Source organism: Agrobacterium tumefaciens (assembly GCA_025559845.1).
Classification (GTDB): domain Bacteria; phylum Pseudomonadota; class Alphaproteobacteria; order Rhizobiales; family Rhizobiaceae; genus Agrobacterium.
This window is the reverse complement of the sequence record CP048469.1, coordinates 1,856,445-1,870,537: the sequence shown is the minus strand read 5'-3', so window position 1 is coordinate 1,870,537 and position 14,093 is coordinate 1,856,445. Positions and strand designations below refer to the sequence as shown.

The 14,093-nt window shown below is 58.1% G+C and carries 13 protein-coding genes and 1 tRNA gene; 9 read left to right on the top strand and 5 right to left on the bottom strand.

The annotated features are described in order from the left end of the window. Positions 1-95: 95 nt before the first annotated feature. Complete coding sequence (locus tag FY156_09580) at positions 96-1,217, top strand: anhydro-N-acetylmuramic acid kinase (GenBank protein UXS01699.1); 1,122 nt, start codon at positions 96-98, stop codon at positions 1,215-1,217. A 101-nt stretch (positions 1,218-1,318) separates the two neighbouring features. Here the strand turns inward: FY156_09580 and FY156_09575 are convergent, their stop codons facing one another. Further along, positions 1,319-1,996 (bottom strand): alpha/beta hydrolase, encoded by a 678-nt coding sequence (locus tag FY156_09575; GenBank protein ID UXS01698.1) that lies wholly within the window; start codon positions 1,994-1,996, stop codon positions 1,319-1,321. A 210-nt stretch (positions 1,997-2,206) separates the two neighbouring features. Here FY156_09575 and FY156_09570 point away from each other — a divergent pair, with 210 nt between their 5' ends. The 7 genes from FY156_09570 (at position 2,207) to sufA (ending at position 9,324) form a co-directional block, all read left to right on the top strand. Continuing rightward, entirely contained in the window at positions 2,207-3,376 is a 1,170-nt protein-coding gene (locus FY156_09570; GenBank protein ID UXS01697.1) for a cysteine desulfurase, read from the top strand. Positions 3,377-3,577: 201 nt separating this feature from the next. Further along, complete coding sequence (gene sufB / locus FY156_09565; protein ID UXS01696.1) at positions 3,578-5,047, top strand: Fe-S cluster assembly protein SufB; 1,470 nt, start codon at positions 3,578-3,580, stop codon at positions 5,045-5,047. A gap of 72 nt (positions 5,048-5,119) precedes the next feature. Then, positions 5,120-5,875, top strand: coding sequence for a Fe-S cluster assembly ATPase SufC (gene sufC / locus FY156_09560; GenBank protein UXS01695.1), 756 nt, complete (start codon positions 5,120-5,122; stop codon positions 5,873-5,875). 24 nt (positions 5,876-5,899) lie between these two features. Continuing rightward, positions 5,900-7,171 (top strand): Fe-S cluster assembly protein SufD, encoded by a 1,272-nt coding sequence (sufD, locus tag FY156_09555; GenBank protein UXS01694.1) that lies wholly within the window; start codon positions 5,900-5,902, stop codon positions 7,169-7,171. Next, positions 7,164-8,414, top strand: a complete 1,251-nt coding sequence (locus tag FY156_09550; protein ID UXS01693.1) for a cysteine desulfurase — start codon at positions 7,164-7,166, stop codon at positions 8,412-8,414. The genes sufD and FY156_09550 overlap by 8 nt, the downstream gene beginning before the upstream one ends. Positions 8,415-8,437: 23 nt before the next feature. Continuing rightward, complete coding sequence (locus FY156_09545) at positions 8,438-8,821, top strand: SUF system Fe-S cluster assembly protein (GenBank protein UXS01692.1); 384 nt, start codon at positions 8,438-8,440, stop codon at positions 8,819-8,821. Between the two features lie 113 nt (positions 8,822-8,934). Continuing rightward, a complete protein-coding gene (sufA, locus tag FY156_09540) occupies positions 8,935-9,324 on the top strand; it encodes a Fe-S cluster assembly scaffold SufA (GenBank protein UXS01691.1) in 390 nt (129 codons plus the stop codon). Between the two features lie 201 nt (positions 9,325-9,525). Here the strand turns inward: sufA and FY156_09535 are convergent, their stop codons facing one another. The 4 genes from FY156_09535 to FY156_09520 all read right to left on the bottom strand — a co-directional run bounded on the left by FY156_09535 (position 9,526) and on the right by FY156_09520 (position 13,489). After that, positions 9,526-10,734, bottom strand: a complete 1,209-nt coding sequence (locus tag FY156_09535) for an FtsX-like permease family protein (protein ID UXS01690.1) — start codon at positions 10,732-10,734, stop codon at positions 9,526-9,528. Continuing rightward, positions 10,724-11,443, bottom strand: coding sequence for an ABC transporter ATP-binding protein (locus FY156_09530; protein UXS01689.1), 720 nt, complete (start codon positions 11,441-11,443; stop codon positions 10,724-10,726). Before FY156_09530 ends, FY156_09535 begins: the two co-directional genes overlap by 11 nt. Before the next feature lie 14 nt (positions 11,444-11,457). After that, a complete protein-coding gene (locus FY156_09525; GenBank protein UXS01688.1) occupies positions 11,458-12,753 on the bottom strand; it encodes an efflux RND transporter periplasmic adaptor subunit in 1,296 nt (431 codons plus the stop codon). A 659-nt stretch (positions 12,754-13,412) separates the two neighbouring features. Then, positions 13,413-13,489: transfer RNA gene (locus tag FY156_09520), tRNA-Pro, on the bottom strand. A gap of 267 nt (positions 13,490-13,756) precedes the next feature. Between FY156_09520 and FY156_09515 the strand changes: the two genes are divergently transcribed. Beyond that, positions 13,757-14,062: an ETC complex I subunit gene (locus tag FY156_09515; GenBank protein UXS01687.1), complete on the top strand. Its 306-nt coding sequence runs from the start codon at positions 13,757-13,759 to the stop codon at positions 14,060-14,062. The last annotated feature ends 31 nt before the right edge of the window (positions 14,063-14,093 follow it).

Sequence of the window (14,093 nt, the reverse complement as noted above, 5' to 3'; positions counted from 1 at the left end):
CGGATTTATCATTGTTTTTTGAAAAGTGCACCCGTTTCGGCCATGAATAATGGCGAATCGTACAATGATGATTCCTTCGGACGGGAGAATGACGCGTGGGTGACGTAAAAACGGCGATCGGCCTTATGAGCGGAACATCGATGGACGGCATCGATATTGCGCTTTTGCACACGGATGGCGAAAGCATCGTGCGGCATGGACCGAGTGGCTATTTTCCCTATGATCCGCATTTGCGCGCCATCTGGCAAAAAGCACTGGTGACCGCCAAGTCAATCCGCGAACGTCGCGAACGCCCCGAGGATCTTGGCGATGCCGAACGCAAGCTGACGCTTGCTCATGCGGCGGCGGTCAAATCCTTCCTGCATCGCCACAAGCTTCAGGCAGACCAGATCGATGTGATCGGTTTTCACGGGCAGACCGTGCTGCATCGGCCGAATGAGGCGCTGACGGTGCAGATCGGTGACGGTCCGCTGTTGGCCGAAGAAACCGGGATCGACGTCGTCTATGACATGCGCGCCAACGACATGGTGCATGGCGGGCAGGGCGCGCCGCTTATTCCCGCCTATCACGCCGCACTTGCGGCCAATCTGCCCAAGGGTTTTGCAACGCCAGCCGTCTTCGTCAACATCGGCGGCATTTCCAATCTCACTTTCATTGGCGACAATGGGCGGCTTGCGGCCTTCGACAGTGGGCCGGGCAACATGTTGATCGACCAGTGGATCGAGGCGCATACCGGAAAGACCTTCGACAAGGGCGGCAAGGTTGCCGCAAGCGGAAAGGTCGTGCCTCCGCTCGTGACCCGCTACATGGAAAGCCCGTTCTTTTCGGCCAATATTCGCCGCTCGCTCGACCGCAGCGATTTCCTGCCGCCGCAGAAGGGCGAGGTTTCGCTGGGTGATGGCGCGCGCACGCTGGCGCACCTGACCGGTACGGCTATTCTCAAGTCCGCCAGCTATCTTCCGGAAGCGGCCAAAACCTATGTGGTCTGTGGTGGTGGCCGTCTCAATCCTGTTATCATGGCAGAGTTCGCCGCGCAGGCCGCCGAAAAGGATGCCAAGGTCATCGCGGCGGAGGATGCCGGTTTCGATGGTGGGGCGATGGAGGCTGAAGCCTGGGCCTACCTTGCGGTTCGGTCTCTGAAGGGATTGCCGCTGACCTATCCAGGCACGACAGGCGTGGCAGAGCCTGTCACCGGCGGTGTTCTGGCGACGGCGTGAGCCTGCCTGAAAACATGCCGTGACGGGCGGCGGCCCGGCCAGATCAGCCCAAACAAAAACCGCCGGGATGACCGGCGGTTTTGAGTGTAACTGGTTTATTATCAGCGGATACGCTTGGCAGCCGGTTCCGGCACCAGTTCGCCGTTCAAGCGACGGTCGAGGTAATCCTCGCACTCGCCCATCAGCTCATCCACCTTGCCATTGAAGAAGTGGTTGGCGCCGGGAACGGTCCGGTGCGTGATCAGAATACCCTTCTGGGTCTTCAGCTTTTCAACCAGACCATTGACGTCCTTCTCCGGTGCGACCTTGTCGGAATCACCGTTGATGATGAGGCCGGACGACGGGCAGGGGGCGAGGAACGAGAAGTCGTAGGTGTTCGGCTGCGGTGCAATCGACATGAAACCTTCGATTTCCGGACGGCGCATCAGAAGCTGCATGCCGATCCACGCGCCGAAGGAGTAACCGGCGACCCAACAGCTCTTGCTGTCCGGATGCAGGCTCTGCACCCAGTCGAGCGCGGATGCCGCGTCGGACAGTTCACCGGCGCCATGGTCGAACTCGCCCTGGCTGCGGCCGATGGAGCGGAAGTTGAAACGGAGCGTCGTGAAGCCGCGCTTCTGGAAAAGATAGAAGAGCTGGTAGACGATCTGGTTGTTCATCGTGCCGCCGAACTGTGGGTGCGGGTGCAGAATGATCGCGATCGGTGCGCTCTTTTCCTTGGAGGGCTGATAACGGCCTTCGAGGCGACCCGCCGGGCCGTTAAAGATGACTTCGGGCATTGGTACTCCGGTCGTGTTTTTTTGTTCCTGGCGGCGATCTTCTGGCGATAAGACTTGACGAAGTCTGTCAGCTTTTCTAGAACGCAGTTTAGAACAATTCGAAACTTTGTGTGTGCTAAAGCACTCGGCTCGTGTCATAAGGCAAGCACAACTGAAATTTCAAGGAAAATGCGTTTCGGCGCATGGAAGATTAGCGGAAGCTGTTCCGTCATGACGGTTTTGACTCGCACATATATGGACTGGAACGCCACGGCGCCGTTGCGGCCTGCCGTGCGGGACGTGCTTGTCGAAGCTCTTGATATGTCTGGTAATCCTTCGTCTGTTCACAGGGAAGGGCGCGCTGCGCGCGCGGCCGTTGAGGCTGCTCGCCGCGAGGTTGCCGCCCTTGCTGGCGCGCAAGCGCCGAATGTGACGTTTACCAGCGGTGCGACCGAAGCGGCCAATCTGGTTTTGACACCGGATTTCAAGATGGGTCGCGCTCCATTGCGGATGGGCCACCTCTATGTTTCCGCCATCGAACACCCTGCGGTTCGTGAAGGCGGCCGGTTCAGCAAGGATAACGTTACGGAAGTTCCCGTTACGGCATCCGGTGTTCTCGACCTTGCCGCGCTTGAGACCCTGTTGCCCGGACATGATGCGTCGTCCGGCCTGCCGATGGTTGCCTGCATGCTGGTGAACAACGAGACCGGCATCGTTCAGCCCGTTGTTGAGGCTGCAAGGCTTGTGCATGCCGCGGGCGGGTTGATGGTTGTCGATGCGGTTCAGGCCGCAGGGCGCATGCCGCTTGATATTGCAGCACTGGATGCGGACTTCCTCATTCTCTCGTCCCACAAGCTTGGCGGGCCGAAGGGGGCAGGTGCCCTGGTGTCGCGCGGTGAAGTGATGATGCCTCGGCCACTGATCCATGGCGGCGGGCAGGAAAAAGGTCATCGTTCAGGCACTGAAAATACGCTGTCGATTCTTGGGTTCGGTGCGGCTGCTGCCGATGCGGTCAAAAATCTGGAAGCGGAAACGCTGCGTCTATCCGATCTGCGGACGGCGCTTGAGTCCGGTATGCGCGTTGCTGCCGCCGACGTGGTGATCCACGGCGAGAGTGGGGCGCGGGTTTGCAATACCACCTTTTTCACGCTTCCGGGACTGAAAGCGGAAACGGGGCAGATCGCCTTCGACATTGAAGGTATCGCCCTTTCGGCCGGATCGGCCTGCTCGTCCGGAAAAGTTGGCGAAAGCCATGTCCTGACGGCGATGGGGCATGACCCCAAGCTCGGCGCGCTGAGAATTTCGCTCGGCCATGCGACGACGCAAAACGATATCGAGCGCACGCTTGCGGCGTTCGGAAAAATAGCCGGGCGGCGCAAGCCGGCCGGACAGGCGGCGTGAAAGCGCGGTAAAGAATTGCGGAATATCAAATTTCCGCTTGCCGGGATGTGTGAAAAACGCCATCCCGCACCTACATGGGTGAAGAGTTCCGTCCGCCTGCATGGCCCGGAATAATTTGCCCGAAGATGGATGAAGGCGGCTTTCCGCCTTGATACGTTGACAAGCCACCGGACCTTTGCTCCGGCGAGATTGGAGAACGACATGGCTGCGGTTCAGGAAACGATCGATCAGGTCCGCCAGATCGATGTGGACCAGTATAAATACGGCTTCGAAACTCAGATCGAAGTCGACAAGGCCCCGAAAGGCCTTTCAGAAGAGGTAATCCGGTTCATTTCTGCGAAAAAGCAGGAGCCGGAATGGATGCTGGAATGGCGCCTTGAGGCGTACAAGCGCTGGCTGACAATGGAAGAGCCGACATGGGCTCGCGTCAGCTATCCGAAGATCGATTTCGACGATCTCTATTATTATGCCGCCCCGAAGTCCGCTCCCGGCCCGAAGTCGCTGGATGAAGTCGATCCGGAGCTGCTGAAGGTCTACGAAAAGCTCGGCATTCCGCTGAAGGAACAGGAAATCCTCGCCGGCGTTGAAAAGCGCCCGGTCGCGGTTGATGCCGTGTTCGACAGCGTGTCGGTTGTGACCACCTTCAAGGCGGAACTGGCGAAGGCCGGCGTGATCTTCATGTCGATCTCCGAAGCGATCCGCGAATATCCGGAGCTGGTGAAGAAGTATCTCGGCTCGGTCGTTCCGACGACGGACAACTTCTATGCGACGCTGAACTCGGCGGTCTTCACCGACGGTTCCTTCGTATTCGTGCCGAAGGGCGTTCGCTGCCCGATGGAGCTTTCCACGTACTTCCGTATCAACGAGAAGAACACCGGTCAGTTCGAGCGCACGCTCATCATCTGTGAAGAAGGCGCCTACGTTTCCTATCTGGAAGGCTGCACCGCACCGCAGCGCGACGAGAACCAGCTTCACGCCGCCGTGGTCGAACTCGTGGCGCTCGATGATGCCGAAATCAAGTACTCCACCGTCCAGAACTGGTATCCGGGCGACAAGGAAGGCAAGGGCGGCATCTATAACTTCGTGACCAAGCGTGGCGATTGCCGCGGCAACCGTTCGAAGATTTCCTGGACACAGGTTGAAACCGGTTCTGCCATCACCTGGAAGTACCCGTCCTGCATCCTGCGCGGCGACGACAGCCGTGGCGAGTTCTACTCGATCGCCGTTTCCAACGGTCATCAGCAGATCGACAGCGGCACCAAGATGATCCACCTCGGCAAGAACACGTCGAGCCGCATCATCGCCAAGGGTATTGCTGCCGGTTTCTCGGAAAACGTCTATCGCGGTCAGGTTTCGGCGCACCGCAAGGCGACCAACACGCGTAACTTCACGCAGTGCGACAGCTTGCTGATCGGCGACAAGTGTGGCGCCCACACCGTGCCCTACATCGAGGCGAAGAACTCTTCTGCGCATTTCGAGCACGAAGCGACCACCTCGAAGATTTCCGAGGACCAGCTCTTTTACTGCCTGCAGCGCGGTATTCCTGAGGAAGCAGCGATCGCCCTGATCGTCAACGGCTTCGTCAAGGAAGTCATTCAGGAGCTGCCGATGGAATTCGCCGTTGAAGCGCAGAAGCTGATCGGCATCTCGCTCGAAGGCTCGGTAGGCTGATCTTCAGACGGACACGACCCTGAGTGCGCGGTTTTCGCGCACCAATCGATCACACTATTCTAGGAAAAAACCATGCTTGAAATCATCGACCTGCACGCAAAGATCGCCGACACCGAAACCGAGATCATCAAGGGTCTGAACCTGAAGGTTGCCGCTGGCGAAGTTGCCGCCATCATGGGCCCGAACGGTTCGGGCAAGTCGACGCTCTCCTACATCCTGTCGGGCCGCGAAGACTATGAAGTCACGTCCGGTGACATCCTGTATAACGGCGAAAGCATTCTCGAACTGGACGCTGCAGAGCGCGCTGCCAAGGGTATCTTCCTGGCCTTCCAGTACCCGGTCGAAATCCCCGGCGTTGCCACCATGCAGTTCCTCAAGGTTGCCATGAATGAGCAGCGCAAGGCACGCGGCGAAGCCGAACTGACGACGCCTGACTTCATCAAGAAGGTGAAGGAAGCTGCCGGCGATCTGAAGATCGACATGGACATGCTGAAGCGTCCGCTCAACGTCGGCTTCTCTGGCGGTGAAAAGAAGCGCGCCGAAATCCTGCAGATGGCGCTTCTGGAGCCGAAGCTTTGCGTTCTCGACGAAACCGATAGCGGTCTCGACATCGACGCGCTGAAGATCGTTGCCGATGGCGTTAACGCGCTGAAGTCTCCGGACCGCGCAACCATCGTCATCACCCACTACCAGCGCCTGCTCGACTACATCGTTCCGGACAGCGTTCATGTTCTCTACAAGGGCAAGATCATCCGGTCTGGCGACAAGGAACTGGCGCTCGAGCTGGAAAACAACGGTTACGCCGACATCATCGGTGAAGCGGCCTAATCAAGAGGCCAGGAGGTGATGTCCATGAACATTCAAGCTACCAACCGGCTGACACCCGCTGAAAGCGCGCTGGTCGATGCCTATACCGCCAAGTTCAGCGAATTGCCGGGCGATGGTGCGGTGGTTGCCGCCCGTGACGTGCTGTTTGACGATCTGAAGACCGGTGGTCTTCCGACCCGTCGTATCGAGGCATGGCACTATACCGATCTGAAAAGCCTGCTGCGCGCTATCCCCGAGGATGCGCCGGCACCCGTGATCGAAAAGCAGTCTCCTGCCGTTGCCGGCTCTTCCGTTGCCTATGTGCTGCATGGCGCATCGGCGCTCGGCAAGATCGAGGGCGTGACGGTTTCGAGCTTTGCCAACAACCTGCTGGACGGTTCGGCTGCGGCCGGTCTTGCCGAAGCCAGCAAGGATGACGCAATCGGCCGTATCAACGGCAGCTTCGTCCGCGACGGTCTGACGCTCGATATTCCGGCGGAAGCCGACATCGAAAAGCCGATCGAATTGCAGGCCGTTCACGGCGCTGGCCAGGTGCACAGCCGTTTCCCGGTCCGTTTCGGTAAGGGTTCCAAGGCAACGATCATCGAACGTCACCTGTCGGTGACTGATGGTGCGGCTTTCGTTTCGTCCGTCAGCGACATCGTTGTCGACGATGGTGCGGAAGCAACCTGGATCATTCTGCAGCAGCAGGGTGCAGCCGATATCCATCTTGGCCAGCTCCGCATCAAGCTGGGTGCCGAAGCCAAGCTTCGCCTCTTCATCATCAATGCCGGCGGCAAACTGGTACGCCAGGAACTGCGCATCGATGTTGAAGGCGAGGGCACGGATCTCACCGTTCGTGGTGTCAACCTGCTGGGCGGCGAAACGCACACCGATGTGACCATGGTTCTCGGCCACAACGTGCCGAACACGACCTCGACGGAAATCTTCCGCAACGTCGTCTTCGACCGGGCGAAGGGCATCTTCCAGGGCATGATCCGGGTTGCGCCCGATGCCCAGAAGACCGATGCCAAGATGTCGTGCAACACGCTGCTGATGTCTGACGATGGCGAGTTCTCGGCCAAGCCGGAACTTGAAATCTTCGCGGACGACGTTCAGTGCGGCCACGGTGCGACGGTTGCCGACATCAGCGACAACCACCTCTATTACCTGATGGCGCGTGGCGTGCCGAAGGCGAAGGCACGGGCAATGCTCGTCAACGCTTTCGTGGCCGAGATCGTCGAGGAACTGGAAGAAGAAAATCTGGTAGAGGCGCTGGAAGAGATCATTTCCGGCTGGCTGGAACATCATGCCTGATAGCGAACGCGCCGTCGTAGCGGCCCCTTATGACGTTGAAGCCGTGCGGAAGGATTTTCCGATCCTTTCGCGCGAGGTCTATGGCAAGCCGCTGGTCTATCTGGACAACGGCGCGTCCGCACAAAAGCCGCAGGTGGTCATCGATGCCGTTTCGCATGCCTATGCAAACGAGTACGCGAACGTCCACCGCGGCCTGCATTTTCTTTCCAATGCGGCAACCGATGCTTATGAGGCGTCGCGCGAAAAGGTGCGACGTTTCCTGAATGCCGGTTCGGTGGACGAGATCGTGTTCACCAAATCCTCGACCGAGGCGATCAATACGGTTGCCTACGGTTACGGCATGCCGAAGATCGGCGAGGGCGACGAGATCGTCATCTCGATCATGGAGCATCACTCCAACATCGTGCCGTGGCATTTCATTCGCGAACGGCAGGGCGCCAAGCTGGTCTGGGTGCCGGTGGACGACGATGGTGCATTTCATATCGAGGCTTTTGAAAAGAGCCTGACTGAGCGCACCAAGCTTGTTGCCATCACCCACATGTCGAATGCGCTCGGCACGGTCGTTCCGGTGAAGGAAATCTGCCGCATTGCGCATGAGCGTGGCATTCCGGTTCTGGTTGATGGCAGCCAGGGCGCTGTGCATATGCCTGTCGATGTGCGCGATATCGATTGCGACTGGTATGTGATGACCGGCCACAAGCTTTACGGCCCATCGGGCATCGGCGTGCTTTACGGCAAGGCCGACCGCCTGAAGGAGATGCGGCCGTTCCAGGGTGGTGGGGAAATGATCCTCGACGTGTCCGAGGACACGATCACCTATAACGATCCGCCGCACCGTTTCGAAGCGGGTACGCCACCGATCGTCCAGGCGATCGGCCTTGGTTACGCGCTGGATTACATGGATGGTATCGGTCGCGCTGCGATTGCCGCGCATGAGGCCGATCTGGCCGCCTATGCCACTGAACGGCTGCAGTCGATCAATTCGCTGCGGATCATCGGCAATGCGCCGGGCAAGGGCGGTATCTTCTCCTTCGAACTCGAAGGAATCCACGCCCATGACGTGTCGATGGTGATCGACCGTCGTGGTGTTGCAGTACGTGCTGGCACACATTGCGCCATGCCGCTCTTGAAACGCTTCGGTGTGACCTCCACATGCCGGGCGTCGTTCGGACTTTACAACACGCGCGCAGAGGTGGACGCTTTGGCGGATGCTCTCGAATATGCACGCAAATTTTTTGCCTGAGATCAGGATCGAGGATCAGGATCATGACTGCCGAAGCCACTGAAAAAAAACTGGATGCGCCTGAAGTTGCGGAAAAGGTCTCGACCATTCCGCCAGACGAGTTGGCGCGCCTCAGCGACGACGTGATTGCGGCGCTCAAAACCGTGTACGATCCGGAAATTCCGGCTGATATCTTCGAACTCGGCCTTGTTTACAAGATCGACATTGAAGACGACCGGATGGTGAAGATCGTCATGACGCTGACGGCGCCTGGTTGTCCGGTCGCCGGCGAAATGCCCGGTTGGGTGGAAAATGCGGTCGGCGCCGTTGAAGGCGTGTCGGGCGTTTCGGTTGAAATGACCTTTGATCCGCCGTGGACACCCGACCGCATGTCGGAAGAAGCGCAGGTCGCTGTCGGCTGGTATTGAGCCGCTTGCCAATTTTGACAGGCATCGTCCCTTGATGATGCCTTCAGCTACGATTAAATTCGAATCCATCGAGCATCGAGCCTTGAACTCGATTGTTGAAGGAGAATGAGCCCATGGGCTTTGCAGTTATGACCATGACGCAGGCTGCCGCCTCGCGTGTCAAAGCAATCACCGAAAATTCCGGTCCAGACGCCAAAGGCGTGCGCGTCGGCATCAAAAAGGGTGGTTGCGCCGGTATGGAATATACCATCGACCTCGTGACCGAGCCGGATGCGAAGGACGATCTGATCGAATTCGATGGCGCCAGAGTCTGGATACAGCCATCAGCCGTGCTTTATCTTCTGGGAACGCAGATGGATTTCGAAATCACGAAAATGCGCTCCGGCTTCACCTTCAACAACCCCAATCAGACCTCGGCCTGCGGCTGCGGTGAATCGGTCGAATTGAAGCCTGCCGATCTGGCAGCTCTGGCAAAACAGCGCGAGGCTGCTGCAAGCGTCTGATCGTTTCAGCCATTGTGTTTAAAAAAAGCGCCGCTCTGACGGCGCTTTTTGATTCAGGCTGCAGCGCTGCTTAAACCGCACATTGTCGTTCCTGGCTTGATCAGAGTTCTATCAAGTCCTCGATCGCGAGAGGCGAGGGCAAGGTCGGAATGCGGAAATACGCGTCCCTTTCCAAAACAGACACCGCATCAAATGCCAGGTTCATTCGTGCCGCAAGGCTTCGATCGGGCTCAGGCTTGCGGCGCGTCGTGCCGGGAAATAGCCGAAAATCACGCCGATCGCCGCCGAAAAGGCGAAAGCCAGGACAATGATCGACGGGCTGGTGACGAAGGGGACGTTGAGGAAGGTGACGACGGCGTAGGCAAGGCCAAGGCCGGTCAAGATGCCGACAATGCCACCGAAGGCCGACAGCATCACGGCTTCTACCAGAAACTGCGTGAGGACCTGCTTTTCCAGCGCACCAATCGCCAGCCGGATGCCGATTTCGCGGGTTCTTTCCGTGACCGACACCAGCATGATGTTCATGATGCCGATGCCACCGACCAGAAGACTGACGGCGGCGACGGCGCCGAGAAGACCTGTCAGCAGCGTTGTCGTTCCGGTCATGGCAGAGGCGATCTGCGTCATGTCGTTTACGGAGAAGTCGTCTTCGCGGCCAATGCCGATGCGGCGACGTTCGCGCAGCAGGCGCTCCAGGTCCGCCTGGACCTTGGATGTCGAAACGCCGTCCTGCGCCGAGACCATGATCGAGGAAATGGTTGTCGTGCCGCCGATGCGCCGCTGATGGATCTTGAGCGGCATGATGATGGTGTCATCCTGATCGTCGCCCAGGCCGGATTGGCCTTTTCGCGCCAGAAGGCCGATGACCGGGCAGGAAATGTTGCTGACCCGGATGGTCTGGCCAACGGGATTTTCCGCACCGAACAATTCCTGTCGCACTGTTTCGCCGATGATGCAGCCGATCTGGCCGCCACGATCTTCCGCCGGCTGGAAATCACGCCCGCGTGCAATCGTCCAGTCCTGAGCAATCAGGTAATCGTTTGTCGTGCCGATCACGCTTGTCTGGTGGTTCTTGCCGCCGAAAATGACCGTTGCCGCAGAGCTGCGGTTTTGCGGCGCGACGGCGCGCACGCCACTGATCTGGTTTCTGATGGCTTCCACATCGCGATCATCGAAGCGCTTGGCTTCGGTGCTGGCGCGGCCGGGGCCAAACTGGCCTGGGCGGACGAACAGCATGTTGGTGCCGAGGCGCGACAGTTCAGATTTTACCTGTGCCGTCGTGCCATTGCCGATCGTCACCATGGCGATAACGGCGGCAACGCCAATGACGACGCCAAGAACGGTCAGGAAAGAGCGCAGCAGGTTGCGGTTGATGGCGCGCAACGCAAGTCTGGACGTTTCAAGAAACATCTGTGGTCTCCTTTTCCGTCACGGCGCTGTCGGAGGCAAGATGGCCATCAACGAAGCGCAATAGCCGCTTGGCGTGGGCAGCAATGTCTTCTTCATGCGTCACCATCACCACCGTGATACCTTTGTCGCGGTTGAGCGAGGTGATCAGTTCCATGATCTCGTTGCTGGTCTTTGTGTCGAGATTGCCGGTCGGCTCGTCGGCCAGAAGAAGAGCTGGGCGGGTAACGATGGCGCGGGCAATTGCCACGCGCTGCTGCTGGCCACCGGAAAGCTCCTGGGTGGTGTGATCCTCACGGCCTTTCAGCCCTACCTGTGCCAGCGCTTCCATGGCGCGTTCACGCCGTTCGGCTGCCTTCATGCCACGATAGACGAGGGGCAGTTCGACATTTTCCACCGCCGAAGTGCGGGCCAGAAGGTTGAAACCCTGAAAGACGAAACCAAGCATATGGCGGCGCAGCAGCGTCAGATGTTCGTTGTCAAAGCCGCTGGTTGGCACACCCTGAAACAGATATTCGCCCGCCGTAGGTGTATCGAGACAGCCGATGATGTTCATGGATGTCGATTTACCTGAACCGGACGGCCCCATGATCGCGACGAATTCATGCTGGTGGATCGACAGGCTTACGCCATCCAGTGCGCGGATCGTCGCTTCGCCACGGCCGTATTGCTTGACGACATCACGGAATTCGATGAGCGGCGGTTGTTGCATGACGTTTTCCTCTGTCAGCCGCTGTTGCGTGCAGATGCGTCCGTAATCACCAGGTCATCGGCCTTCAGTTCGCCGGATTTTACCACAGTGTGCTGGCCATCGGTCGAGCCGGTTTCAATCGATACCGATTCCGGGTTGTTGTTGCGCAGCACCCAGACCGTACGTTTTCCAGCCGCGGCCTCGCTGGCGCCGCGGTTTTGCGGACGACCCATGCGGGGCGGGCGGAATAGGCTCATCAGGCCGCCGCCACGGGAGGCGGATTCGCGCGGCGGGGTATAGCGAAGCGCCGAGTTCGGCACCAGCAACACATCCTTCACGTCCTCAACGACGATGTTTGCGGTCGCCGTCATACCCGGGCGAAGCAGAAGTTCCTCATTGTCGACCGTCAGAATGCCCTTGTAGGTCACGACATTGGTGACCGTTTCAGAGGCAAAACGCACGGTTTCGATTTCTGCCGGGAAGCTGCGGTCGGGATAGGCATCCACATTGAATGTGGCCTTCTGTCTTGCCTCGACCTTGCCGACATCAGCCTCATCGACGGATACCTGCAATTCCATATGGCGCAGATCGCCGGCAATGGTGAACAGAACGGGCGCGTTGAGGGAGGAGGCGACGGTAGCACCCGGATCGACATCACGCGTCAGGATCACGCCATCGATCGGCGAAACGATCTTGGCCTTGCCGAGATTGACTTCAGCCAGTCTCAGATCCGCCTCGGCGGAAAGCACGGTCGCCTCGTTGACCTCGAGCGTGGCGGCTGCCGCATCGTGGCTGAACTGGGCTGCATCGAGATCCTGCTGGCTGGAAACCCGGTTCTGCACCAGAGATTTCAACCGTTCGAGCGATGTCTTGGCGGAGCCGAGATCGGCGCGCGCCTTCAGCACGTTTGCCTTGGCGGAGGCAAGCTTGGCACGGGCGCTCTGCACGTCGGCTTCAAGTTTGTTCGTATCGAGTTCGGCCAGGATGTCGCCGGCCTTGACGGGCGAGTTATAGGTGACATTGACCTTGCGCACGGTGCCTGACAGTTCGCTCGATATATCCACCTGATCCGTCGGCTGAACGGAGCCGGTGGAGGTGACGATTACCGCAAGATCGCCGCGTCTGGCAGCCTCTGTCGTGTAGCTATAGGCAACTCCAGCGGTCGCGGAACGATAATAATAGGCGCCTGCGGCACCCACCAGCAAAAGACCGGCGACGATGTAGATCGAGCGGCGCGATTTTTTCTTGCCCGACCGTGCAGAGCCGAGAATCTCTCGCAAATCGGGCTGGTTGTTGTTCGGGTTCGAGCCGTTACCGTCTGCTTCGCTCATTTTCATCACCTGGAAAACCCGAAATACCACGGTGGATTGTTTCCAGCCGTCTTTCTGTCTCGGATATTGCTGTTTCTATTCCTCTGATTGTGGGGAGTGGCACAGCTTGACGAAAGGGGGAAGTGAAAACTTGGTAATATTTCTTACAGTCGTCGATGCTTATAGATAAAATGAAACATGCCAGACATACGAGCTTACTTCCTTAGCCGGTTTGACTGGTGACCTCTGAAAAATGATACGCAGGACATGAAACAATGAACGACAACGTGGTGCAGTTCCGCAAGCCGAAGCCACCGAAACAGCCGCGCAAGCCGCTTGGGCCGAATGCCAAAAAGGCGCTGACGATTGCTGCTATCGTTCTCTTCTTCGCCGCTACTTACGGCTACTTTACATTTGTCGGGCAGTGAACCTGCCCGAAACGCTTTGCCTGCCAGCATTGTTTGAATTGCCGTGGCGCATGACGTTACGGCAATTCAGGTGGAGATTTTGCTCTGCGTCGATCCTGCTGATCGCGGAAGGGTAGGTGACGATACCGGCCTGTGCTGCCGACTGCTGCAGCCGTGAAACCGGCACGCATTTCCCACATCGCTCTTGTGAAGAGCCATCAAGTCTAATTTTTGAATTTTTGGGAAAAGCCAATCACATCAACAAGATGTTGATGGTCGGAGTGGAGAGATTCGAACTCCCGACCCTCTGGTCCCAAACCAGATGCGCTACCAGACTGCGCTACACTCCGCCGAAGCGATGGGTGGGGAGATACACGGTTCATCTCGATACCGCAACAACAAAAATCGACTTTTTCCACATTGTTTCATTGTCAGCAGAAACCATCGTGCAAATGCGGGCCATCCAACAGAATCGAATGGCCGCTGGCGGCTTGACTCTCACATGGAGTCGGTCCATTCCAGATTTATCGTACATGACACGATTTGGTTACGTCGTTCCTGTACGCCAATAGTCGTTCAAGGGTAAAAGCCCGTCGTCTCACCGGAGTCGTTTCGAAATGTCTGCGAAGATCTATCGCCCTGCAAAAACAGCCATGCAGTCCGGCAAGGCGAAGACGAATATCTGGGTTCTGGAATTCGACGCTGAGGTTCCGCGCAAGATCGATCCGATCATGGGGTACACCTCCACGTCTGACATGAACCAGCAGGTCAAGCTGACGTTCGAAACGCAGGAGCAGGCGGAAGCTTACGCTCAGCGTAAAGGTATTGAATATCGTGTTATCCAGCCGAAGGAAGCGACGCGTAAGGTCGTGTCCTACACGGACAACTTCCGCTTCACCCGCACGCAGCCCTGGACGCACTAAAGATTATTTGACGCCGAACTCAATCGGCGTT

Coding starts and splice junctions, on each gene's coding strand:
- sufD (UXS01694.1), top strand. CDS start 5,900: ATGAACATTCAAGCTACCAACCGGCTGACACCCGCTGAAAGCGCGCTG.
- FY156_09535 (UXS01690.1), bottom strand. CDS start 10,734: ATGTTTCTTGAAACGTCCAGACTTGCGTTGCGCGCCATCAACCGCAAC.
- sufA (UXS01691.1), top strand. CDS start 8,935: ATGGGCTTTGCAGTTATGACCATGACGCAGGCTGCCGCCTCGCGTGTC.
- FY156_09530 (UXS01689.1), bottom strand. CDS start 11,443: ATGCAACAACCGCCGCTCATCGAATTCCGTGATGTCGTCAAGCAATAC.
- FY156_09525 (UXS01688.1), bottom strand. CDS start 12,753: ATGAGCGAAGCAGACGGTAACGGCTCGAACCCGAACAACAACCAGCCC.
- FY156_09550 (UXS01693.1), top strand. CDS start 7,164: ATGCCTGATAGCGAACGCGCCGTCGTAGCGGCCCCTTATGACGTTGAA.
- sufB (UXS01696.1), top strand. CDS start 3,578: ATGGCTGCGGTTCAGGAAACGATCGATCAGGTCCGCCAGATCGATGTG.
- FY156_09515 (UXS01687.1), top strand. CDS start 13,757: ATGTCTGCGAAGATCTATCGCCCTGCAAAAACAGCCATGCAGTCCGGC.
- FY156_09575 (UXS01698.1), bottom strand. CDS start 1,996: ATGCCCGAAGTCATCTTTAACGGCCCGGCGGGTCGCCTCGAAGGCCGT.
- FY156_09545 (UXS01692.1), top strand. CDS start 8,438: ATGACTGCCGAAGCCACTGAAAAAAAACTGGATGCGCCTGAAGTTGCG.
- sufC (UXS01695.1), top strand. CDS start 5,120: ATGCTTGAAATCATCGACCTGCACGCAAAGATCGCCGACACCGAAACC.
- FY156_09570 (UXS01697.1), top strand. CDS start 2,207: ATGACGGTTTTGACTCGCACATATATGGACTGGAACGCCACGGCGCCG.